Origin of the sequence: Paenibacillus sp. DP01 (assembly GCF_044784315.1) — a bacterium.
Classification (GTDB): Bacteria; Bacillota; Bacilli; order Paenibacillales; family Paenibacillaceae; genus Paenibacillus; species Paenibacillus polymyxa.
This window is the reverse complement of the sequence record NZ_CP173059.1, coordinates 2,292,584-2,315,217: the sequence shown is the minus strand read 5'-3', so window position 1 is coordinate 2,315,217 and position 22,634 is coordinate 2,292,584. Positions and strand designations below refer to the sequence as shown.

Below are 22,634 nucleotides of genomic sequence, written 5' to 3'. Positions count from 1 at the left end.
GGCGGTATAGCATGGTGCTTTCAGGCTCGCTTCTACGTATGCCCAATTTCGGAAAGCGTTATTTTAGCACCATGCAATCCTCGGATGCTCCAATTATTTCGTAATCGTTCTCGCTTTGTCAAGAAAATGCTCAGCCGAAAACAACTGCGATATTAAGCTATTTAGGACAACATTTTAGATGGCAGATTTGTTCTTAAATAGTCCAGTGCATGTTCTCCAAGCCATCCCTTGACCAGCTCCTCAGAGTAATGTTTCAGCAGTAGTTCTGCAAAAGCCGGATATTTCCCCGCGTGCTCCAGTCCTCTCACATGGGCCTCGATACCGTCAAAATCAGAGCCAAACATCAAATGTCTTTCGCCACCCAATGAACAAATGTGCTCAATGTGCGGTAACAGATCCTCAGCGTGTACTGTACCCTGCTCTTTCAGAAACATCGTGACAAAGGTCAACCCAATTCGTCCGTTGCGGGCGATCAGCGCCCGAATCTGTTCGTCCCGCAAGTTACGGGGATGAGCACATCTCGCAAAGGCGTTCGAATGCGAAGCGATGGGCGGTAAGGCCGCCTCCTCCATCACTTCCCAAAAGCCTTGTAAGGACAAGTGTGATACATCTAGCAGCAGTCCCAGACTATTACAGCGATTGACCAAATCACGTCCCTTGCGGGTTAGACCGCCACCTCTAAGCTCCATAATGCCGTCAGCCGCCCAATTTGCATAATTCCACGTCAGCCCGATCAACCGTATTCCCAATGCATAGCACACATCCGCATAAAACGGATTTCCTTCCAGCGCATCTACCCCTTCGAGTGAGAGTAACGCCCAAGGTGACTCTGTATGATTCGTTCCATTACCATCCCAATTCGTTATCTTTCCAGCTTGCTTCTCTACGTCTGTCTGGTGTACTTGCTCCATTTGACGTGCAGCGGACATATTTTTAAGTGCTGCCAATTCCTCTCTCCATAGCAAAGGTTTTAACCCGCCTGAGGTAGAAGTCACATGCTGCCTGAACAGTTCAATTTGACGAACCACATGCTCAAATTTTGGCGTACCCAATACCTGTGATATATATATAGCGAACGTTTGCAACTTTACGTTGCCTTCTAGCAAACGCTCTTTTGTGACATCAAGCGATGAATGACTGAAATCTACCTGCGAATCGAGTTGCATTTTACATAACACGTCGCAGTGAAGATCAACAACTGGCCAATTCGCTTCAAACTTATCATTCATGCACTATACCCCCATTGGATTAAAGCCCACAAATTTATTTTGAAAACCATAGGAGCTAACCACAAAGCAAAAAAGCCCGTTTACAAAACGTAAACAGGCTCAGGCAACTTCCATTTATTATCTTGGCTCTACAATCAATTTGATCGCAGTCCGATCTTCTCCATCAATAACAATGTCTGTAAAAGCAGGAATACAAATCAAATCCACTCCGCTTGGTGCGACAAATCCCCGGGCAATGGCTACCGCTTTAATGGCTTGGTTTAGTGCACCCGCTCCAATCGCCTGTAATTCTGCATTTCCGCGTTCACGCAGTACTCCTGCGAGTGCGCCTGCAACTGAATTGGGATTGGATTTTGCTGATACTTTTAATACATCCATAGTAAGTACCTCCCCTGGGAATGATGATGGTTTGATTCCACTATTAGATGTTATTCGAGGGTCAGCAAAAAATTCCTGCTTTTTGGTGACAGTTTTCCTTATTCTTTCCTTAAGTAGCTCACAACAAAGTTAATCCATCCGCCATTCGTCTTCTTTAAGCCTGATTTTCTGAATTTTCCGGGCTTTCCCATCGTCATCATTGAGCTCTACGCTGATGGCATGAAAGTGCCATTTGCCCATGTCCACTTGAAAGCGTACCGGAAGCTGGGTCTGAAATTTCTGTAATACAGCCTCTTTCTGCATACCAAGCACGCCCTCATAAGGACCTACCATTCCCGCATCTGTCTGATACGCAGTTCCTTGTGGCAAAATCGTATCGTCATTACTTTGTACGTGTGTATGTGTTCCTACCACGATTGATGCACGTCCATCCAGGTGCCAGCCCATGGCAATTTTTTCGGAAGTGGCTTCAGCGTGAAAATCTACTAGAATATGTTTATGTTTTTTGCGCAGCTCGTCTACAATTTCATCTGCTGCCCGAAATGGACAGTCAATAGCTGGCAAAAAGGTTCTACCTTGCAGGTTAACAATGGCTAGTTCCTTACCTCCACCTTTTACAACAGTGTAACCCCGACCTGGTGTCCCTGGCGGAAAGTTAGCCGGACGGATGATCCGCGGCTCATCATCTATAAAATCAAATATTTCCTTATTGTCCCATGTATGATTGCCCATCGTAATCCCATGAACGCCCCAATCAAAAAACTCTCTAGCGATGGCTTGAGTAATTCCTCTTCCCGAAGCTGCATTTTCTCCGTTCACAATAATAACATGCGGGTTGTATTTTGATTTTAGCGAAGGGAGATTCTCCCTCAGTGCCTTTCTGCCTACACTGCCGACGATGTCTCCAATAAATAATACGTTGATAGAAAACCCTCCCTAGTCTGCCTTACATAATGAAAAGTGGCCCTACAAGCAGCGGCCACTTTTCATTGAAATGCTTTTATTTTGCGTATTCTACCGCACGGGTCTCGCGAATAACGGTAACCTTAATATGCCCTGGATAATCCAGTTCATTCTCAATCGTTTTCGTAATATCGCGGGCCAGTCGGAATGCTTCCGCATCATCAATTTTCTCTGGCTGCACCATGACACGAACTTCGCGTCCGGCTTGAATTGCGTATGATTTCTCAACGCCTTCAAAAGATTCGGAGATGCGTTCGAGCTTCTCAAGACGACGGATGTACGTCTCTAGCGTTTCACGCCGCGCTCCCGGTCTTGCTGCTGACAGAGCATCTGCCGCCCCAACCAGCATGGCGATCACTGAAGTCGCTTCGCAGTCGCCGTGATGTGAAGCAATGCTGTTGATAACGACCGGGTGTTCCTTGTACTTCTTCGCCAGTTCCACGCCAATTTCAACGTGTGATCCTTCCACTTCATGATCCAGCGCCTTCCCGATGTCATGTAGCAAGCCTGCCCGTCTTGCCAGTACAACGTCCTCGCCCAGTTCCCCGGCCATCAGACCTGTCAAGTATGCAACTTCCATCGAGTGCTTCAATACGTTCTGTCCGTAACTCGTACGGAACTTAAGACGTCCCAAGATCTTGATCAAATCCGGATGCAAGCTATGCACACCCACTTCAAAGGTAGCCTGTTCACCATACTCACGGATTCGTTCGTCCACCTCTTTACGGGATTTTTCCACCATCTCTTCAATACGAGCCGGATGTATCCGTCCGTCCGCTACGAGCTTCTCAAGAGCAGTACGCGCAATCTCTCTACGAATCGGATCAAATCCGGACAATATAACAGCTTCCGGCGTATCATCAATAATGAGGTCGATTCCAGTAAGGGTTTCAAGTGCACGAATGTTACGGCCTTCGCGTCCGATAATCCGGCCTTTCATTTCTTCGTTCGGCAATGTCACAACAGAAACCGTCGTTTCTGCTACATGATCTGCCGCACAGCGTTGGATGGCCAGTGTGATGATTTCACGGGACTTTTTGTCCGCTTCTTCTTTGGCCTGCTGTTCAATTTCCTTAATCATCTGAGCTGTTTCATGACGAACTTCCTGCTCTACGTTGGTCAGAATAATACTTCTTGCATCCTCCATCGTAAGATTAGAAATACGCTCCAACTCAGTTACCTGGCTCTTGTAAATCAAATCAATTTGCTGCTGGGTTTCATCGATTCGTTTCTCTTTGTTGGCCACTTGTTCTTCTTTGCGTTCCAGCGATTCCAATTTTTTATCCAGCGATTCTTCTTTTTGCAGCAATCTTCGTTCCTGTCGTTGAATTTCATTGCGACGTTCACGAGTTTCTTTTTCAGCTTCGGCACGGATGCGATGAATTTCATCTTTCGCTTCCAATACCGTTTCCTTCTTCAGCGCTTCTGCCTCTTTTTTCGCGTTCTCCACGATTTGCGCGGCAGCTTCTTCCGCACTGGAGATCTTAGCTTCTGCAATAGATTTGCGAATAAAATAACCAATCCCGAACCCAAAGAATAACGCGGCTACAGCAACGAGAACGAACCAGATCGCAGTCATCATACTGTTCACCTCCCCGTTGGTTCCTCCAAGGCATTCCTTGGGACTTTTTGAAATTGTCACATTTACTTTGATCGTCAAACTAAGATAACGACTCAAGGTCGCTTCATTTCATATGCACATGCTTTCACACGTACAATTCCGCCTGGCATAGCGGCATCACTTGTTATTTGGCGATGAGAACTTTACCGTGGATTCCGCTTTTTTGGAAGGAAAAAGGGCACTCCACAAATATCGTTTCATATATATTTTATTATTTGACAAATGGCATTGTCAAGGGAATGCAAACATTAGTAGACTACCGTGCAGCTGTCCATATCATAATCAGCTCATCTAGCCAGAAGTTCAGCTACCGTTTTGCAACTTATTCCTCCCAATGCAGTAATTCCTAGTCATCGAAAGCTTCGTCTTGCTCAGCCGCACTGAGATGATTGACCACGCGGCGTGTCATATCCCCCGAATATCCGCGTCTCATAAGAAACGGAAATGTTTTCCTTTTTTTATCCACTATATCACCACGTACCTGATTCCATTTCTTACGTCCAATCGACAATGCACTCTCCCACTCCTCATTGTCAGTGATCTCACCTAATGCTTCCCCGATAGAGGCTTTAGAGATGCCCTTCTGACGAAGTTCTTGTCTGATCCACATCTTACCCTTACGTTGGCTTGTTATACGCTGTCTTGCCCACTGACGGGCGTATAAATCATCATCTACAAGCTTCTCCCGTTGCAATCGCACCAATATCTCATCAATAACAGTCTGATCCACTTCCTTTTGCGCTAAACGCTGGGCAATTTCCTGACGTGTACGAGGCTTTTGCCCCAAATAGCGCAGCGCATGTACATAAGCCTGTTGTTTTTCATCTGCCAGAACGATATCTTCTAGTTCTTTTTTGACGAATGACGTTCCTTTGAACATGTTGTACTTGATCATTACATCTTCCAATACAGACAGTGAATATGGACCAAAATGAATGATGTATCTTCCACGGTTGCGTCTCTGCCCCTGCTCCACTCTAGTAATCATCAATTCCTCATGATCTGGAAAAAGAGAAATCCCTTGCTGTTTATCTTCTTCCGAAGTGTATTCATCTTTATCGTCCAACTGCACTATGTTTCCCTCACTTTGAAATTCACGAAAGCAGCCTATGATCACCTGCTACGCAAAAGTTAGATTCTGCTGACAAAGCAGACTTTATTTGATGCAAAAATGCCCTGCACAACTGTGCAGGGCATCAGAATTATGCTATTCAAACGGACTGTACCATAATCCCTAGGCTACAGTTCACATGACAGATCAAAAGCGAAGTCTCAGGCAAGCTTATTCAAGCTCCAGCAATTCCTGTTCTTCCTTGGCCTCCTGCGCTAACTCTTCTTCTGTCGGTGGAGCAATTGTTGTAATCAAATTACTGGCCACCCGGATTTTTTGCTCGATCGTACTAGCAATGTTCGGATTTTCCTTCAAAAATTGCTTTGCATTCTCACGTCCCTGACCAAGGCGCTCGCCTTCGTAGGAATACCAAGCTCCGCTCTTGTCGACAATGTCATGCTCCGTACCGATGTCAATCAAGCTTCCTTCTTTGGAAATACCCTCACCGTACATAATATCCACTTCGGCCTGACGGAAAGGAGGCGCAACTTTGTTCTTCACGACTTTAATACGTGTGCGGTTACCCACGATGTCGTTACCCATTTTCAAGCTTTCGATACGACGAACATCCAAACGTACCGTAGAGTAAAACTTCAAAGCACGTCCACCTGGTGTAGTTTCAGGGTTACCGAACATAACACCTACTTTTTCACGGAGCTGGTTGATAAAAATAGCAATGGTTTTCGATTTATTAATGGCTCCAGACAGCTTACGTAATGCCTGTGACATCAAACGCGCTTGAAGACCGACATGGGAATCTCCCATTTCGCCTTCAATCTCTGCCTTCGGTACAAGTGCCGCTACAGAGTCTATGACGATAATATCCACTGCCCCACTACGCACAAGAGCTTCGGCAATCTCCAATGCCTGCTCACCTGTATCTGGTTGCGATAGTAACAACTCATCAATATTGACACCCAGCTTGCTCGCATACGACGGATCAAGCGCATGCTCGGCATCGATAAAGGCGGCTTGTCCGCCTGTTTTTTGCACCTCTGCGATAGCATGAAGAGCTACTGTCGTTTTACCGGATGATTCCGGTCCATATACTTCAATAATCCGGCCTCTTGGAAAGCCGCCCGTTCCTAACGCAATATCCAAAGCAATCGAACCACTGGGGATTGTTTCCACTTGCATGTGGGTAGACTCACCCAACTTCATAATGGAACCTTTACCAAATTGCTTTTCTATTTGACGGAGCGCCATATCCAGCGCAGCACGACGATCTGACAATAAACTCACATCCTTCATTGTTTGTACTTTAATAATACCTTGTTTTGACACGCTTGCCAAGCATTTTTTCGAACATACATTCGTTTTTTTATTTCCCACAACTCTCTTCTATAATTAAACCTTTCTCATAAAACGAAAAAAGAACCGCTGGCAAAAAGCTTTGCAACGGTTCTTCCGATAAGAAGATTATATCATGAATATCTATCTAAAACAACTCATCGATAATTAAGAGAGTTTCTCGTTCTCTACCAATCGACGCCACAATCTGTACAAGATAGCTTTGACGGATCGCAAACGGATGGTCTCACGGTTACCGCTTAAATTTAGCTCATATGCCTCCGTTTCCTTGTCACGCTGAGCAATACCAATATATACCAGACCGACTGGCTTCCGCTCGGAATATCCGGGCCCAGCTACACCAGTAACGGAAAGTCCGAAATCACTGTCCATAATCATTCTTGCCTGCTCTGCAAGCACAAGGGCTACTTCCTTACTCACTGCGCCTGGCGCATGGTCGCCTTCCAAATAATCATAGGGCACATTGAGCAATTTCATCTTCATTTCATTGGAATAACACACGATTCCACCTTGAAACATAACAGCACTGCCAGGTATAGAAGTGATGTGTTCCATCAGCATACCGCCTGTACAGCTTTCCGCCGCACTCACAGTGAGTCCGCGTTTGGCCATTAAATCTACAATCACCTTCTCCAGCGTAACATCTTCACTTGCATACATATATTCGGAAAGACGTTGTTGAATTTGTACTTCCGTGGCAGTCAGCTTAATTAAAGCTTCACTCTCACTGGCCGCCTTGGTGGATATACGGATCGTAACTTCCCCTTCCTTGGCATAAGGAGCAATCGTGGGGTCCGTCTGGGATTGGATCAGATCTAGCAAGCGAGTTTCAAGAGCTGACTCACCGATCCCTGCAAATTTTAGCATTTTCGAATAAATCGGCATCTCCTCACCGCTCAATGCCTGCTGAAGCAACCATGGTTTGGCATGATTTGCAAACATAGGTTTAAGCTCCTTAGGCGGTCCGGGCAAAACCACATAAAATTTACCGTCCTGTGCAATTGCATCCCCTATAGCTAAACCTGTCTCATTTTCAAGCGGAGTGGCTCCTTCAATAGAAAGCGCCTGCCGGCGGTTATTCTCGGTCATTTCGACCCCGCGGTTCCGGAAAAACTGATCAAGCTTGTCCATGGCAAGACGATCTATCTGCAATTTCCGCCCCAATACAGCCGCTATCGCATCTTTTGTCAAATCGTCCTGAGTTGGTCCCAGCCCACCAGAAAACAAAATAATATCCGCACGCTTCTGAGCAAGTCGTACCGCTTCCTGAAGTCGATCCATGTTATCGCCAACTACAGTCTGAAAATATACATCAATTCCGATTGTAGCTAGCTCTTGTGATAAATATTGGGCATTTGTATTTACTATTTGTCCAAGTAATAACTCTGTTCCTACTGCAATGATTTCAGCTTTCATCAATTCGTCCTCCTATGATGCATATATTGTGGGAATTATGTAAAGAAACAGCAATAAGTTAAGTCCCTATTGCTGTTTCCATAAGATTTATCCTGTTACACTTTAGAGGAGCTCAGCAAATGGATATTCTTTACAAAGTAATCAATACCCGAATAAATGGTGATTAACACAGCTGCCCATATCGCTATTAAATCAAACGGAATACCCAGAAAAACAAACGGGAAATTATTAATGAGCAGTGCTACAATAGCAACGATCTGGATGATCGTCTTTAATTTCCCCCAATTGCTTGCAGCAACCACAGAGCCATCCAATAAAGCGATCTGTCTTAGACCCGTAACCGCAAACTCACGACTGACAATCACAACGACAACCCATGAATCAATTTTTCCCATTTCTACCAAAGAAACCAAAATAGCAGTTACCAACAGCTTATCAGCAAGGGGGTCCAACAGCTTGCCCAAATTGGTGACCATATTATTTTTACGAGCCAAATATCCGTCAAGGCCGTCTGTGCTGGCTGCTACAAGGAAAATAATAGCCGCAATCAGCTGATTATACGGCAGCTTGAAAGCACCGATCTCAATCGGTGGCGGATAAAAATCAAAATCCACCAGCAAAGCCAGCATCATCACCGGGATAAGGCAAATCCGCGTTATTGTAATTCTGTTGGGTAAATTCACAACACACTCTCCCCTGATTATCGTACTTGATTACAAATGGCAGCTTTCGGATTGAAATCAATCCTATGTAAAATCGCTTTCGACGAGCGTTATACACCTTAATGTCTGCATTTTCGTTACAAGTATAATATGGCGCAAAACGCATGTCAAAATAACCTGCTGCACATCAAGCAACGTTTAGTCCTACAAAATCTATGAGAGAAAACGGCTTATTTCATGTTTGTAAATTGAAGCTCCAACGGCAGATCAGCTTTCCGCAGCAATTGAATAATGGCCTGTAGGTCATCCCTGTTTTTTCCAGTTACTCGAATTTGATCACCTTGAATCTGACTTTTCACTTTTAGCTTGGAATCCCGAATAAGGATATTAATTTTTTTGGCGTTATCCTGATCAATTCCCTGCTTAAGAGAAAGACGCTGACGCACTGAACCTAAAGAGGCTGGTTCCAATTTTCCAAATTCCACATTTTTAAGGGATAGACCTCGTTTGACCATTTTAGATTGCAAAATATCAATCACCGCATTCAGCTTGTATTCATCTTCCGATGCAATCGTAAGAGCATCTTTCTCAAGCTTGAGGCTACTTTTGCTCCCCTTGAAATCAAATCTCGTTTCAATTTCACGCTCCGTCTGATGAACCGCATTTGTTAACTCCTGCATATCCATTTTGGAGACGATATCAAATGAATTTTCTGAAGCCATCGTTTCACTTTCCTTTCCACAACAAAGTTCAATATCTAATTATAGGCTAGTCATTTACAAAAATCCAATAATCCGTTCACTAAAAAGGCGTTCTTGCCAGTTCCCCGACAAAAACGCCTTTATTTACAATTGCAGTTTAACTTTTCTAATAGTGACTTCGTGTTGGATTTCTAAACATATCCAAAATTCCAAGCACAATGTGAGCAAGACCAAAGCCTAATATGCCATAGCCCCATGCATTCGGTGTTAGATAATAGCCCAGTAAACTGACAATAATCCCGAGCCCAGTCACAATCCAGCTGACGGTCATAACGTATACACCTCACTTTGCGGAAAATGAAATGACTGACTTTCCAAGAATTACAGTCATTAGTATTTCCCCGCAACAAGGCGTTTATTCACCATCAGTAGTTGTACTAGAATCTGTCCCACTTTGTGGAGTATCCGTACTACCATTTGTCGTCGTATCCGTTGAACCCGTCACCCCAGTACTCGCTCCAGTGGAAGAAGCTTCCCCTTGCTGTATCAACACCCGAGTCGTCGATTTATTATCGGTTATCGGTTGGCCGGCGACGGAAATATCCGTGGCAGAAGACCGTCCTGATTTGATATATAAGCCTTCTGGACCGATATCGAAAGACATGGCATCTCCACTTTTAGTCATACCATAGCTCAGCTTTTCTCCACGGGAATTTTGTCCCTTGTACACCTCAAGCCAGCTTTCGCCCGTTGCTTTAATATCAACCTTGACCGTGGCCCCCGTTGCACTGGAGACTTTGAAGATCGTCGTCTTGCCTTGCTTACCATCCTGAGCCACAGTTACTCCCTGCGCTGGCGTAGTCGTATCCGGCTGCTGACCAGGATTTGGAGTAGTCGCATCTGTAGTTCCCGTACCACTTGGCTGGGTTTCCCCGGTTTTTCCCGTATCAGGGGTCTGCCCGCCAGCACCATTTGGTGCCGTTGTCTGACCATTATTCGGTGTCGTAGTTGTATTTGGAGTAGACGTGTTTGGTGTCGTACTTGGCGTTGTGTTAGGTGTTGTACTTGGTGTACTTGGTGTTGTAATCGGCGTTGTATTTTCTGCTGTTTTTGGAGTGGAATGGTTGTTACTCACCCAATAAGCATAAATAACCCCAACAATGAGAACTAGAAAAAGCCACATTAACGCTGTAGGCAACCATTTAAGATTGCCGATCGTCGCGGGACGGCTGGAGCGTTTTTGTGTAACAGGCTCCATGACTGCTTCCGGTTCAGGTTCAGGCACATTGCTTTGGTGCCCTTCCAGAAGCTCATCGGGATTCAACCCAACCGTTTCGGCGTATGTTTTAATAAAAGCTCTGACATAAAAGCTTCCCGGCAGCACTTTGTAATCGCCCGTCTCAATGGCTTCCAGATAACGTTTGCGTATCTTCGTCATTTCCTGAACATCGTCAAGGCTCAATCCTTTTTGCAGCCGGGCCTCCTTTAATTGCTGACCCAGTTCTGACATGTCATCATCTCCTTGTGTAATTACACTTATTTAAAGATCTTCTGTATAACTGGCTGTAAAGGTATCATAAATAATTTCCTCAGCCGGATTATTGCGAAGTTCAATAATGATATTGAAATCGTCAAAGCTGTATCCCGATTCACGCACAAATACATCAGGATGCTCAATCACTTTGGTACTTGGCATGCTCATAATTTCCTGAAGCAGGTGATAATGTCTTTCATTGGATCGAATGGTACTCACAATGCCGTCAATAATAAACACATTGTTGGGATTCATTTCTTCCTCAGAAAGCTGACTGCGTACCGTCTGTCGTAATAACGTCGACGACACAAAAGTCCAACGCTTCATTGCACATACACTACTGGCAATAATGGATTCCGTTTTACCAACACGCGGCATTCCGCGAAGACCGATTACCTGATTGCCATCCCTCTTTAATACTTCACCCAAAAAATCGACCAGCAACCCAAGCTCATCACGTGTAAAACGGAAAGTTTTACGATCATCCGAATCCCGATCGATGTAACGGCCGTGTCTTACTGCCAATATATCGACCAGTCTCGGAGCACGTAAGGCCGTGACTGTAATGTTGCTGGCTTTTTTCAACGTATCTCCGAGAATGCGTATTTTCTCGTCATCGTCTGTTTCGAGAAGCATCCCCCGTCTTTCGCCTTCAACACCGTTAATCGTCAGTATATTAACCCCCAGAATACCAAGCATGGAAGCAATGTCCCCCAGCAGTCCGGGTCGATTTTTATGTATCTTGTATTCCATGTACCACTGTTTTGTCTCTTCCGTCACGTTAGCACCTCATTCACATTCAAACCGTCAACAATGCCAAATCAAAGCCTTATTGTATCATAAGATAGCATCATTCGACAAAACCCAATTATTGAAATTCGATAGGCTACAGTGTGTTGTAAGCCTCAATCACGTTTATGATATATAAATTACAATGGAATTACAAGAACAGCTCTGTAACCATTACAGAAAAGCCCCCCAAAAGGGAGCTTTTCATGTTGGTTCCTACTTATGCGTTGCTCTTAGCTAATTTAACCATTAGCCGGGCGATGGTGTGACGTTCGTCCTCATCGGCAACTCCCCACAGTTCTTTCAGTGCGCGGTTGGAATGGTTAGCTGGATCGACCTTCTCATCCAGAAAATCACCGATTTCGTAAGCAAGCTCCGCAATGGTATCTTGACTGATTCCCAGCTTCTCTGCTTGCTCTACACGCTGACCAAGGAACTTTTTCCAAACATCAAAATTCTGAACAACTGTTGACATACTTAAATCCTCCTTAGATGATTCAGATTTAAAATCAACAGTTGTAATATGCTCTTCACAGACGCTTACTATACTGGTGGATTCCTCCAAGCGCTGTTTTCCTTACGTCACCCATCCTCCGTTAGGACTTATGACCTGGCCATTAATATAACCTGACTCAGGAAGCGCAAGAAAATAAACCAGGGACGATATTTCATCAGGCCGTGCCAATCGTCCAGCAGGGATTTCTTCTTCCAAACTGTTAATTTCGCCTGCATCCAAATGATCCAACATCGACGTGTCTACCGCCCCTGGAGCCACAGCATTCACGGTTACGCCAGAAGGCGCAACCTCTTGAGCCAGTGCTTTAGTGAAAGCGTTAATGCCTCCCTTGGTAGTGGAGTACAATACCTCGCACGAAGCTCCACATATGCCCCACACAGACGAAACATTCACAATACGGCCATAGCGTTGGGAAATCATATGCGGCATAAAAACCTGCGTACACAAAAAAGTTCCCTTAACATTCACGGCCATCACTTCGTCCCATTCCTCTTCCGATACATCTGAAAGCAGCCCATAATGAGATAATCCAGCATTATTCACTAGAATATCTGGCTTCAATCCGTGATTATCCAGCTTTTCCCGCATACGTTCAATCTGCTCCTTACTCCGCAGATCGGCTGAAACAGTCATTACCTTGCCTGAATAAGTCATGCAACGACGAGCAACTTCATTTGCTTTTTCATGGGACTTCATGTAGTGAATGACCACATTCATCCCTACTGCTGCAAAACGCTCGGCAATAGCCGCACCAATTCCACCACTTGCTCCTGTAATCAGCACAGTCGTATCGCCAATAGCCTTTAACTCTCCGCCCTCGGTGGTCATCGGTTCCCTCTCCCTGGACATTACGGACTCACCACCAGCGATATTGCCATTTGATCCCACTTTATATGATCTTTCAGACGACGGTTTACATCCTCAAGCGTGATACTTTCATAAACCGGAAGCAATTGAAAAAAATCACTGCCCCGGAAGCGATGTCTTGTAAACTCATGCGCAATATTTTCGGGAGAATTGAGAGTGCGTAGATAACCGCCGATCTTCTTTTTGCGCGCTCGTTCAAAATGTTCTGCTGCAAACCCCTGCTTCTGAATAGACTCTACCTCTTCTCGTATCCTAGCCAACAGCCGATCAGGGTCTTTGGTATCCCCGCCGATCGCAGAAAATGCATACTGTTGCGTACTATTGTACTCATGGCCAAAACTGTCCGAAATCAGGTCCTCATCGTAGAGCTTCTGATATAGCTGTGTACTGGAACCAAACAAGAGATCAAGCATCAGCTTGGTTTCCAGATCATGACGTAGCAAAGCTTCTCCCGTTAGACCTACTTCAGCCTCCTTGAATCCAAACAGCAACTTTGGCAAAGAAACAGCCAGCTTTACCTCATGACGCGGCTCTGCAACCGTTGTGGGTTCATCATCGAAAATCCGCTCGATCTCCCCCTGCGGCTTATAGTCTTTTTTCGCCTGATTATTACGTACCAATTCGATTACTTCGGCTGGATCCACTCCACCTACTACAAAAAGAATCATATTACTTGGATGGTAAAAAGCTTCATAGCAACTGTACAATGTTTCCTTCGTAATCGTACTGATGGATTGAATAGTACCTGCTATATCAATATGCACCGGATGGACCTTGTACAATGCCTCAATCAGACCAAAGTAACTCCGCCAGTCGGGGTTATCTTCATACATATTGATTTCCTGGCCTATAATGCCTTTTTCCTTCTCCACATTTTCATCTGTAAAGTAAGGATGCTGAACAAAGTTGACTAGTGTGGTCAAATTCTCTTGAATGCGTTCGGTTGCCGAAAACAGATATACGGTCTGATCAAAGCTCGTAAATGCGTTCGCCGATGCTCCATTAGAGGAAAAGGTAGCAAAAATATCGCCTTCGGGCTCTTCAAACATTTTATGCTCCAAAAAATGAGCTATGCCATCCGGCACCTTGACGGACTGTTGACCTTCTACCCGGAAATGATTATCAACCGAGCCATATTTAGTTGCAAATGTGGCATACGTCTTCTGAAAGCCCGGTTTGGGCAACACATAAACGTGCAAGCCATTATCCATTACTTCATAGTACAGCGTCTCCTGCAAGTGCTCATACGATATATGCTCCAACGCTATTCCCCCTTCTGGTCTCTCAAGAAATAAATAGTGTCCAGTCGGAACGTCCGGGCGGCATCCTGAACATCCTGCACCTTGACTGCCTCCACCTGGCTCAGCAGCTCCTCGACCGTCCGCTCTTTGCCGGAAAGCTGTCTGTTAAAATCATAGGCAATCATCTCAAAAGCGGAGTCCTGCATTTCCTTTAGCAAGTTGCGTATCATTGCCTGCGTTTGGGTCATTTCTAGCTCGGTAATTGCTCCATTTTGTGTATCTTCCAGTTGCTTGCGGATAATAGTAACCGCTTTTTCATAATTAGGAATTTCGATACCGGATTGTATTGTGCCAATGCCTTTATGCCCGTCATAGCGTGACGAAGCATAGTACGCCAAACTCTCCTTCTCCCTCACATTGACAAACAGCTTTGAATGCGGATACCCACCCAGAACGCCATTGTACATTAATGCAGAAGCATAACGTTCATCGCCATACGTAATAGAGGTTCGTAGCCCCATGTTGAGCTTGCCTTGGTTTACATCAAGACGCTCTACTATAGTTTGAACATCACGTTCTACCGATTTGGGCTGTTCAGGTACATATCCCGTTTCCGCCGAGCAGTTTAATTGAAAATAGCGATCCACAAACTTTTCAACTTCTTCCAGCGTGGTATCTCCCACGACGTATAAATCCATGCTGGCATTATTCAGCCAGTCTCCATAAGCCTCATACAAATTTTGTGCATTTATGCTGTCCAGATCTGATCGTTGACCAAGAGGATGCAGACGATAAGGCTCATCTTTGCACATCTCCTCCATACAGCGCTCCCCAGCATAACGTATTTTATCGTTAACTATAGATTCCAGCTTCTTACGAACATTTTCTCGTTCCTGCTGTACATATCCCGTTTGAAATGCACCGTTTTCCAATGCAGGCTTCGTCAGAACCTCTCCAAGGAAAGAAAACGAACGATCTAGCAAACTATCCGGACTGCTTACAAAGTTGTCATTAATTGTATCCATGCGAAATTGCACGATCTGATAATCTCCACGTTTATATACATCGAATCCAAAACCCGCACCATACAATTGTTCTAACTGCTCTCTAAATTGTGTAGTCTGCGGATACGATTCTGTACCCCGTCGCAGAACGAAAGGCACCAGTCCTACACGAGTTACAGTTTCCTCACGTAGCGGAGTACCTACATACAACGATATGGCGAACGTCTTAAAGCGCTTGGTGGGCAGTACATGAATCCTTAGTTGTCTGCGTGTGCCACGCTCGAAACCTGTTTTGTTCAAGTCCAAAACTCCTTTGTGACGTCAATTTGCGTCTAGCCTTTGATTAGCAATAGCTACTGTACATCTTTTTCCTGTAAAGAGGTAAAGTGTACCAATCTATATTTTAAACGTGCAAAAGCCAAGAAGCAACCGGAGACAAGCTCCCGGCTGCTTCGGCGTTTTACATGCAGAAAATATGTTCCCCGATGGTTTTCACCTGCGGACGGCTCCAAATCCATTTGGAGGTAGCTGTTTTAGGGTTAAAGTAATATAGACATCCTCCGCTTGGGTCCCAGCCGTTTAGGGCTTGACGTACCGCCTTTTGTGCAGTCTCATTCGGCGTGAGCCAGATTTGGCCGTCTGCTACAGCAGTGAAAGCCCCCGGCTGAAAGATTACCCCAGACGGTGTATTTGGAAAACTTGGCGACTTGACCCTGTTCAAAATAACAGCCGCCACGGCAACTTGTCCTTCAAACGGCTCACCGCGGGATTCACCATAGACCGCATTGGCCATGATTTTAAGATCGTTTTCAGACAGTCCCATGGTGTTGGCTGATCCCATCGTTTCCTCATTTTGATCAGATTTATCGTTTTTGTTCGCTGCCTGTCCCTGATCAGAACCTTGATTATTACGATGCATAGGCGTTTCCGTCGGCTTCCAGTGTGGAGTAGCATTCACCAGCTTTAATTTGGTTTTCGCACCAACCACTCCATCGGGTCTGATACCAAACTCCTTTTGAAAACCCTTTACAGCCTTTAGTGTACTGCTGCCAAAATGGCTGTCCACTTTTCCGCCAAAAAAACCCAGCAGCTTCAATCGTGATTGCAGTTCATATACATCCTGGCCATAAGAGCCAAAATCAACCGCTTCTGAACTGAATGTCGGCTGAACAGGCTGCGCCGCTGTTACTTTCTGCTGCGTGCTTGGCGACTCTACTCGCTGCTGTACAGAGTCGTTTTTAAAAAGTCCCGTGTACGTAATAGCCGAGGCTGCGAGGATACCCGTGCAAATCCAGACCATTGTTTTTTTCATATGCTGCGCTCTACCTTTCTTTTGTGGGATTAACAGGATGGCTACGTTTATTATGACAAGCTCCGCTAGAAGCTATTCACCCTTTTAATCTTCTTTGAGCAGGCAGCTCCACACCTCAAAAAAACATCACAAAAAAACGCTATTTGCGTGCATGGAGTTGTCATATTTAACAACTCATCATGCGTACAAACAGCGTTTAAATGGAATGCTGATAAAAGATAATGCTCAGGAGCTAACTTTATTTTGCTGATATTGTTCCATTGAGATAAGTACCTCACGGGGCTTACTTCCCTCGTAAGGACCGATGACACCGCGGGCTTCCATGGAGTCAATCAGTCGGGCAGCACGTGTATAACCGATCCGCATACGGCGCTGAAGGAGCGAAACGGAAGCTTGTTTAGCCTCCAAAATGATGTTGACAGCCTGATCATACAGCTCATCCAGCATTTCATCCGCATCAGTGGATACCTCTTCCACCTCAGGCACAAGCGTTTCATCATACTGAGCTTCACCCTGTTCACGCACATAGTTAACAATGTTTTCCACTTCCTGATCACTCATAAACGCTCCCTGAACGCGGACTGGTTTGGAAGCCCCCATCGGCATGAACAGCATGTCACCACGTCCGAGCAGTTTCTCAGCACCGCCCATATCCAGTATGGTGCGGGAATCCACCTGCGAAGAAACGCCGAAAGCAATACGTGAAGGAATATTGGCTTTAATAACCCCTGTAATTACATCAACCGAAGGTCTTTGTGTTGCAATAATCAGATGGATGCCTGCTGCACGCGCCATTTGGGCAAGTCGCGCAATCGCATCCTCCACATCTCCTGCAGCAACCATCATTAAATCTGCCAGCTCGTCCACAATAACGACAATGTAAGGCAGAAATGCATCCGGGTTATCCTTCATCAAATTGTTGTAGCCCTCAATATTACGGGTGCCTGATTTGGAAAACAGCTCATACCTTTTTTCCATTTCAACTACGATTTTCTTCAATGCCAGTGAGGCACGCTTGGGATCAGTCACGACCGGAGCCAATAAATGGGGGATTCCGTTGTACACGTTCAACTCCACCATCTTGGGATCAACCATCAGAAATTTCACCTCATCTGGCTTCGCTTTGTACAAAATACTCGTGATAATCCCATTGATACACACCGATTTACCCGAACCCGTAGCTCCAGCTACAAGCAGATGGGGCATCTTAGCTAAATTACCAACAATCGTTTGTCCTGCAATATCACGGCCAAATGCAATCGACAAATTGGAAACAGATTCCTGGAAAACTGTCGTTTCCATTACCTCACGCATGGTTACGATAGAAACTTCATTATTCGGAACTTCTATTCCTATGGCGGACTTGCCCGGAATAGGTGCCTCCATACGGATATCCTTTGCAGCAAGCGCAAGTGCAATGTCATCCGTCAGACTTACAATCCGGCTAACCTTCACGCCAATGTCCGGCTGGATTTCATAGCGTGTGACGGCTGGACCACGTACAACCTCCAGCACTTTCGCCCGAACACCGAAGCTTTCCAGCGTGGCCTCCAGCTTGCGTGCTGTTTGCATGTAATCCTTTTGTCCCATACCTTTGCCTGCATTTTGCGGTTTGGCAAGCAAACGGAACGATGGAAGCTTGTACGGCTTAGGCGGTGGTGGAGCTGGAATAGCTACATTGTTCCCTTCAGCTTCTTCGCCTGTCAATCCATTAGCAATCGTCTGAGCCAGTTCCTGAGCTTCTTCTGATGTCCCATGGATCGTTGCCGAATCATTTATATTTATATTCGTATTCGCATCGGCATCCATAAAATTACTATCCAGAGGTTCATCAATGGAATCGTTCCGCACTCCACCTGTCAGGGAGTCTTCAAGTTCAGCCTCTGATCTTTTTTCCTCATTTTTCACTTGTTCGAAGAAGTCCCTAATGATTGGCGATCTTTTTACCGGAATTGAGGCTTCCTGCTCAGCGTGTTCGATTACGTCAGACAGCTCTTCTCCCTGATTGCCATTTCTCCACTGAGGCTGCACGTCACCAGCCTCATATAGAAGATCATGTTCATCTTCATCCGCATGTGCAGTTTGCTCTTCCTTGTCCGCCTTATCTGTATTTTTAAGGCCAAACAACTGAAAGAAAATTGGCTGCTTACGTGCTGGAGGCTGCATTTCATCAAAATCATCATCCATATCCTCTTCATAGGCAGGAATAGGCTCAGATTTGGGTTTTCTATTTCCACTGCCTTTGCTAGATGCAGAAAGCGGAGTGGCTTTACCAGTCCATTTTTTCCGCACGCTTCCCCCGGCTGTCAGTAGCTTGGTCTTTACAATCCGCACTAAATCCACATAAGACAGCTGGGTCATCAGCATAAAACAAATGACGAACATGACAATCATGATCAGCTTAGCTCCTGTGAGACCAAACAGCCACAACAGAACGGTAAGCTGTAATGCGCCAACGTAGCCCCCGCTAATATCCTTATTCAGCATCGAGGTATGGCCTTGCTGATCAGGCGACAGCAACTGCTCACGCATATCTATATGTATCTGGCTCATCACTCCGCCCGGCTGAAGCGCGTTAATCGGTCCCAAACGCTGCTCCATAGATGAAATAGAACTCATAAGTGTAAAGGCAAATACCAACAACAGCAAACCCGTCTTCCGTGAGTTCCACTGGTTCGGCCACTTGCGGTGAATCATCACCATCAGACCATAATAAATGCCAATCAGGGGAATCACAAAATAGAATTTCCCCAGTACAAGCCCAAACATCTTGGATAGCGACCGACCAACTGCCGCTTCACCCGATAACGCAATGACCGCCAATGTAATCAGCACAATGCCGTAAATTTCATATTTTAAAACTCCGCCAAATATGGCTTTCTTTTTTCTTTTTCTTCTTCTGGACATACAAGGTCACCCCCCAGAAGAATATTATACCACGTCACTCGCTATCCGCACATATGTTCTTTTTCAGCAGCAAATGACCTATTTCTGTACTATTCGACAGCTTCTATGACCACTCAATGATCTGACCTGGTCCATAACGAGGATTGAGGTAGGCATCCAATGGACAGTCCAAGAGCCTTACTATGATCCCCCGACGACTTTCAAGCGGCTGTACCTGCATAAGTAGACCATCTACCCGGACCTCTACAAGCTCCTCTGCCTCCTTCCACATACCTTCCCACACCAATTCCATTGGCATTACAGTATATAGTGTCATTGGGGCAGCTCCTTGCTGTGCTCACTTGAAAGGGTTCCTGTAGGGGTCCCTGTGGCATTGGGCGAAAAAGGTGCATAAGAGGGCTGCTGTGGAGTCCCTGTCATGCCGTTCTGCTGACGGCGCGTCTCAATGATGGTATTCAACTGTTTCAGCGCCTCTCCTATACCACCAACCGCATCCATCAAACCGTATTTTACTGCATCAATTCCTCCGACCGCTGTACCAATGTCGCGGTTTAATTCACCAGTTTTGAACATCAGTTCCTTAAACCGCTCTTCTGTAATGCGAGAATGAGAAACGACGAAGCGGACGACACGCTCCTGCATTTTTTCCATATATTCAAAAGTCTGTGGGACTCCGATGACCAGGCCGCTCATACGAATTGGATGAATGGTCATCGTCGCACTCTCGGCAATATAAGAATACGTAGAAGATACAGCAATCGGCACACCGATGCTATGTCCACCTCCTATAACAATGGTCACTGTTGGTTTACTCATCGATGCGATCATTTCTGCAATAGCCAGTCCTGCCTCTACATCACCACCAACTGTATTCAGCAAAATCATTAATCCTTCGATACGTGGGTTTTGCTCTGCCGCTACCAACTGCGGAATAATATGCTCATATTTTGTTGTTTTGTTTTGAGGCGGTAAGATGAGGTGTCCTTCAATCTGACCGATAATCGTCATACAAAAAATATTGGACTCGCTTCCGGGCATGGAGGTTTGACCCAGCTGCTGTAAAGCCTCCATAGCAGGTAAAACGGGTCTTTGTCCAACCTCTGGTTGTTCTGGCGCTTCCGTTTCCTCGTTGCCAGAAGATAAATTGCTGTAATGTTCCATATGGGTGATCTTCCTTTCGCTATACGCATCTATGTGCCCCGTCTTCACCCTATAGTATGGGATGGAAATGGAATATTTTATACCCACCTCCATGCCTTTCCTCGACCCTAAAATCAAAAAAAGCCTCTCTTTCCGCGGAAACCGTCCAATATTTCCTGCGGGAAGAGAGGCGACTGTGTGCCTGTGACTTAAGTTTTTAATTCAAGTTTTTGAACATATTTCAATCGAATCACACTTCCATTATAATTGGCAGAATCATCGGTCTGCGACGAGTTTGCTCATACAAGAAGCGACCCAGTGCATCCTTGACATTTGTCTTCAGGGAAGCCCATTCATTTACATTTTCACTCATGAGCTTATGCAGTGTACTTGAAACAATACGATTTGCTTCATCTAGCAAACCTTCTGATTCACGAACATACACGAAACCACGGGAAATGATATCTGGGCCTGACTTAATCGTGCCATCTTGCTTGCTCAGTGTGACAACCACTACCAAAATACCGTCCTGTGACAACAATTTGCGGTCGCGCAACACGATATTTCCTACATCTCCTACACCTAGTCCATCGATCAGTACGTTACCTGCTGTAACTTTACCAGCTCTGCGTGCTCCGCCATTCTGAATTTCAATGACTTCACCGATATCCGTGATAAAGATATTTTCAGGCTCGATACCCACTCCTTCAGCCAGAAGAGCGTGACGACGTTGCATTCTGAACTCACCGTGAATTGGCAAGAAGAATTTTGGTTTCATCAGATTCAGCATCAGCTTGAGTTCTTCCTGGCTGCCGTGTCCAGAAACGTGTATACCAGGATTAGCTGCGCTGTAGTATACATTGGCACCCAGACGGAACAGCTCATCAATAGTGCGTCCAACATATTTTTCATTACCTGGTACCGGAGTAGCTGCGATGATCACTGAGTCCCCTGGAAGAATATCTACCTTACGATGCGTAGAACGAGCCATTCTTGTCAAAGCGGACATCGGTTCACCTTGACTACCTGTGCAGAGAATAACTACGCGATCCGCTGACATTTTGCCCACTTCTTCAGGCTCAATCAGCATTCCATCTGGAATTTCCAAGTAGCCCAAATCAGAAGCAATACCTACGACATTAACCATGCTGCGACCAATCACCGTTACTTTGCGTCCGGTTGCCTCAGCAGCATTAATGACCTGCTGAATGCGATGTACGTTCGAAGCAAAAGTGGCTACGACCACACGCTGTCTCGACTTGCGGAAAATATCTTCCAACACAATGCCAACGCTCTTTTCCGAAGGTGTAAAGCCCGGTTTTTCGGCATTGGTACTGTCTGACAATAGAGCCAATACGCCACGTGTGCCAATCTCAGCCATACGCTGCAAATCTGCATATTGTCCGTTCACCGGAGTATGATCAAATTTGAAGTCTCCTGTATGAACAACAGCGCCTTCAGGAGTATCAATGCAAACACCTACTGAATCAGGAATACTATGGTTGGTTTTGAAGAATGTTACTTTCAATGTGGAGCCCAGTTTGATTTCGGAATCAGCATTGATCAAAATACGTTTGGTTTCACCAAGCAGATTCGCTTCCTTCAGCTTGTTTTCCACCAGTCCCAGCGTCAATTTGGTACCATATACAGGTACATTCAAATGTTTCAGCACGTAAGGCAAACCGCCAATATGGTCCTCGTGACCATGAGTCAGCACAATGCCTCTTACTTTGTCGCGGTTCTCTGTAAGGTAGGAAATATCAGGAATAACGATATCGATGCCAAGCATGTCCTCTTCCGGAAATTTCAGACCGGAATCCACCACGACAATGTCATTGCCGTATTGAACGACATACATATTTTTCCCGATTTCACCGACGCCGCCCAAAGCGAAAATCATCAATTTATCGTTGTTTGTTTTTTTAGACAAA

The 22,634-nt window shown here is 45.4% G+C and carries 21 protein-coding genes; all 21 read right to left on the bottom strand.

The genetic code is table 11. The annotated features are described in order from the left end of the window. Nucleotides 1-161: 161 nt before the first annotated feature. Nucleotides 162-1,229 (bottom strand): dipeptidase, encoded by a 1,068-nt coding sequence (locus ACH59B_RS10500; protein ID WP_404303682.1) that lies wholly within the window; start codon nucleotides 1,227-1,229, stop codon nucleotides 162-164. 117 nt (nucleotides 1,230-1,346) lie between these two features. Beyond that, nucleotides 1,347-1,607, bottom strand: a complete 261-nt coding sequence (locus tag ACH59B_RS10495; protein ID WP_007430104.1) for a stage V sporulation protein S — start codon at nucleotides 1,605-1,607, stop codon at nucleotides 1,347-1,349. Nucleotides 1,608-1,736: 129 nt separating this feature from the next. Further along, a complete protein-coding gene (locus tag ACH59B_RS10490) occupies nucleotides 1,737-2,531 on the bottom strand; it encodes a TIGR00282 family metallophosphoesterase (RefSeq protein ID WP_025364670.1) in 795 nt (264 codons plus the stop codon). Nucleotides 2,532-2,607: 76 nt separating this feature from the next. Then, the gene (gene rny, locus ACH59B_RS10485; RefSeq protein WP_013309958.1) at nucleotides 2,608-4,152 is read right to left on the bottom strand and encodes a ribonuclease Y; all 1,545 of its coding nucleotides are present in this window, start codon (nucleotides 4,150-4,152) and stop codon (nucleotides 2,608-2,610) included. A 385-nt stretch (nucleotides 4,153-4,537) separates the two neighbouring features. Continuing rightward, the gene (locus ACH59B_RS10480; protein ID WP_404303679.1) at nucleotides 4,538-5,263 is read right to left on the bottom strand and encodes a regulatory protein RecX; all 726 of its coding nucleotides are present in this window, start codon (nucleotides 5,261-5,263) and stop codon (nucleotides 4,538-4,540) included. Nucleotides 5,264-5,473: 210 nt separating this feature from the next. Then, nucleotides 5,474-6,535, bottom strand: a complete 1,062-nt coding sequence (gene recA / locus ACH59B_RS10475) for a recombinase RecA (protein ID WP_025364668.1) — start codon at nucleotides 6,533-6,535, stop codon at nucleotides 5,474-5,476. Between the two features lie 225 nt (nucleotides 6,536-6,760). Then, on the bottom strand, nucleotides 6,761-8,029 hold the full coding sequence (locus tag ACH59B_RS10470; protein WP_164965502.1) for a competence/damage-inducible protein A: 1,269 nt from the start codon (nucleotides 8,027-8,029) through the stop codon (nucleotides 6,761-6,763). A 95-nt stretch (nucleotides 8,030-8,124) separates the two neighbouring features. Next, the gene (gene pgsA / locus ACH59B_RS10465) at nucleotides 8,125-8,712 is read right to left on the bottom strand and encodes a CDP-diacylglycerol--glycerol-3-phosphate 3-phosphatidyltransferase (protein WP_016821003.1); all 588 of its coding nucleotides are present in this window, start codon (nucleotides 8,710-8,712) and stop codon (nucleotides 8,125-8,127) included. A gap of 209 nt (nucleotides 8,713-8,921) precedes the next feature. After that, nucleotides 8,922-9,413, bottom strand: a complete 492-nt coding sequence (locus ACH59B_RS10460) for a YajQ family cyclic di-GMP-binding protein (protein ID WP_013370750.1) — start codon at nucleotides 9,411-9,413, stop codon at nucleotides 8,922-8,924. Nucleotides 9,414-9,558: 145 nt separating this feature from the next. Beyond that, the gene (locus ACH59B_RS10455) at nucleotides 9,559-9,723 is read right to left on the bottom strand and encodes a hypothetical protein (RefSeq protein ID WP_013370749.1); all 165 of its coding nucleotides are present in this window, start codon (nucleotides 9,721-9,723) and stop codon (nucleotides 9,559-9,561) included. Nucleotides 9,724-9,807: 84 nt separating this feature from the next. Then, nucleotides 9,808-10,902 (bottom strand): helix-turn-helix domain-containing protein, encoded by a 1,095-nt coding sequence (locus ACH59B_RS10450; protein WP_404303676.1) that lies wholly within the window; start codon nucleotides 10,900-10,902, stop codon nucleotides 9,808-9,810. Between the two features lie 30 nt (nucleotides 10,903-10,932). Next, nucleotides 10,933-11,706, bottom strand: a complete 774-nt coding sequence (locus ACH59B_RS10445; protein ID WP_013370747.1) for a DUF3388 domain-containing protein — start codon at nucleotides 11,704-11,706, stop codon at nucleotides 10,933-10,935. 229 nt (nucleotides 11,707-11,935) lie between these two features. Continuing rightward, entirely contained in the window at nucleotides 11,936-12,190 is a 255-nt protein-coding gene (locus tag ACH59B_RS10440) for a DUF3243 domain-containing protein (RefSeq protein WP_016821001.1), read from the bottom strand. A 102-nt stretch (nucleotides 12,191-12,292) separates the two neighbouring features. Further along, nucleotides 12,293-13,060, bottom strand: coding sequence for an elongation factor P 5-aminopentanone reductase (gene ymfI, locus ACH59B_RS10435; protein WP_019687012.1), 768 nt, complete (start codon nucleotides 13,058-13,060; stop codon nucleotides 12,293-12,295). A 20-nt stretch (nucleotides 13,061-13,080) separates the two neighbouring features. After that, on the bottom strand, nucleotides 13,081-14,361 hold the full coding sequence (yfmH, locus tag ACH59B_RS10430; protein WP_019687011.1) for an EF-P 5-aminopentanol modification-associated protein YfmH: 1,281 nt from the start codon (nucleotides 14,359-14,361) through the stop codon (nucleotides 13,081-13,083). A gap of 2 nt (nucleotides 14,362-14,363) precedes the next feature. Beyond that, nucleotides 14,364-15,644 (bottom strand): EF-P 5-aminopentanol modification-associated protein YfmF, encoded by a 1,281-nt coding sequence (gene yfmF / locus ACH59B_RS10425; RefSeq protein WP_164965503.1) that lies wholly within the window; start codon nucleotides 15,642-15,644, stop codon nucleotides 14,364-14,366. Between the two features lie 160 nt (nucleotides 15,645-15,804). Then, nucleotides 15,805-16,656, bottom strand: coding sequence for a spore cortex-lytic enzyme (sleB, locus tag ACH59B_RS10420; protein ID WP_017427950.1), 852 nt, complete (start codon nucleotides 16,654-16,656; stop codon nucleotides 15,805-15,807). 225 nt (nucleotides 16,657-16,881) lie between these two features. After that, the gene (locus tag ACH59B_RS10415; RefSeq protein WP_107734222.1) at nucleotides 16,882-19,563 is read right to left on the bottom strand and encodes a DNA translocase FtsK; all 2,682 of its coding nucleotides are present in this window, start codon (nucleotides 19,561-19,563) and stop codon (nucleotides 16,882-16,884) included. Between the two features lie 103 nt (nucleotides 19,564-19,666). Then, entirely contained in the window at nucleotides 19,667-19,879 is a 213-nt protein-coding gene (locus tag ACH59B_RS10410) for a YlzJ-like family protein (protein ID WP_019687008.1), read from the bottom strand. Further along, complete coding sequence (locus ACH59B_RS10405) at nucleotides 19,876-20,724, bottom strand: ClpP family protease (protein WP_164965504.1); 849 nt, start codon at nucleotides 20,722-20,724, stop codon at nucleotides 19,876-19,878. Before ACH59B_RS10405 ends, ACH59B_RS10410 begins: the two co-directional genes overlap by 4 nt. Before the next feature lie 229 nt (nucleotides 20,725-20,953). Next, nucleotides 20,954-22,633: a ribonuclease J gene (locus ACH59B_RS10400; RefSeq protein ID WP_013370737.1), complete on the bottom strand. Its 1,680-nt coding sequence runs from the start codon at nucleotides 22,631-22,633 to the stop codon at nucleotides 20,954-20,956. Nucleotide 22,634: the final 1 nt, after the last annotated feature.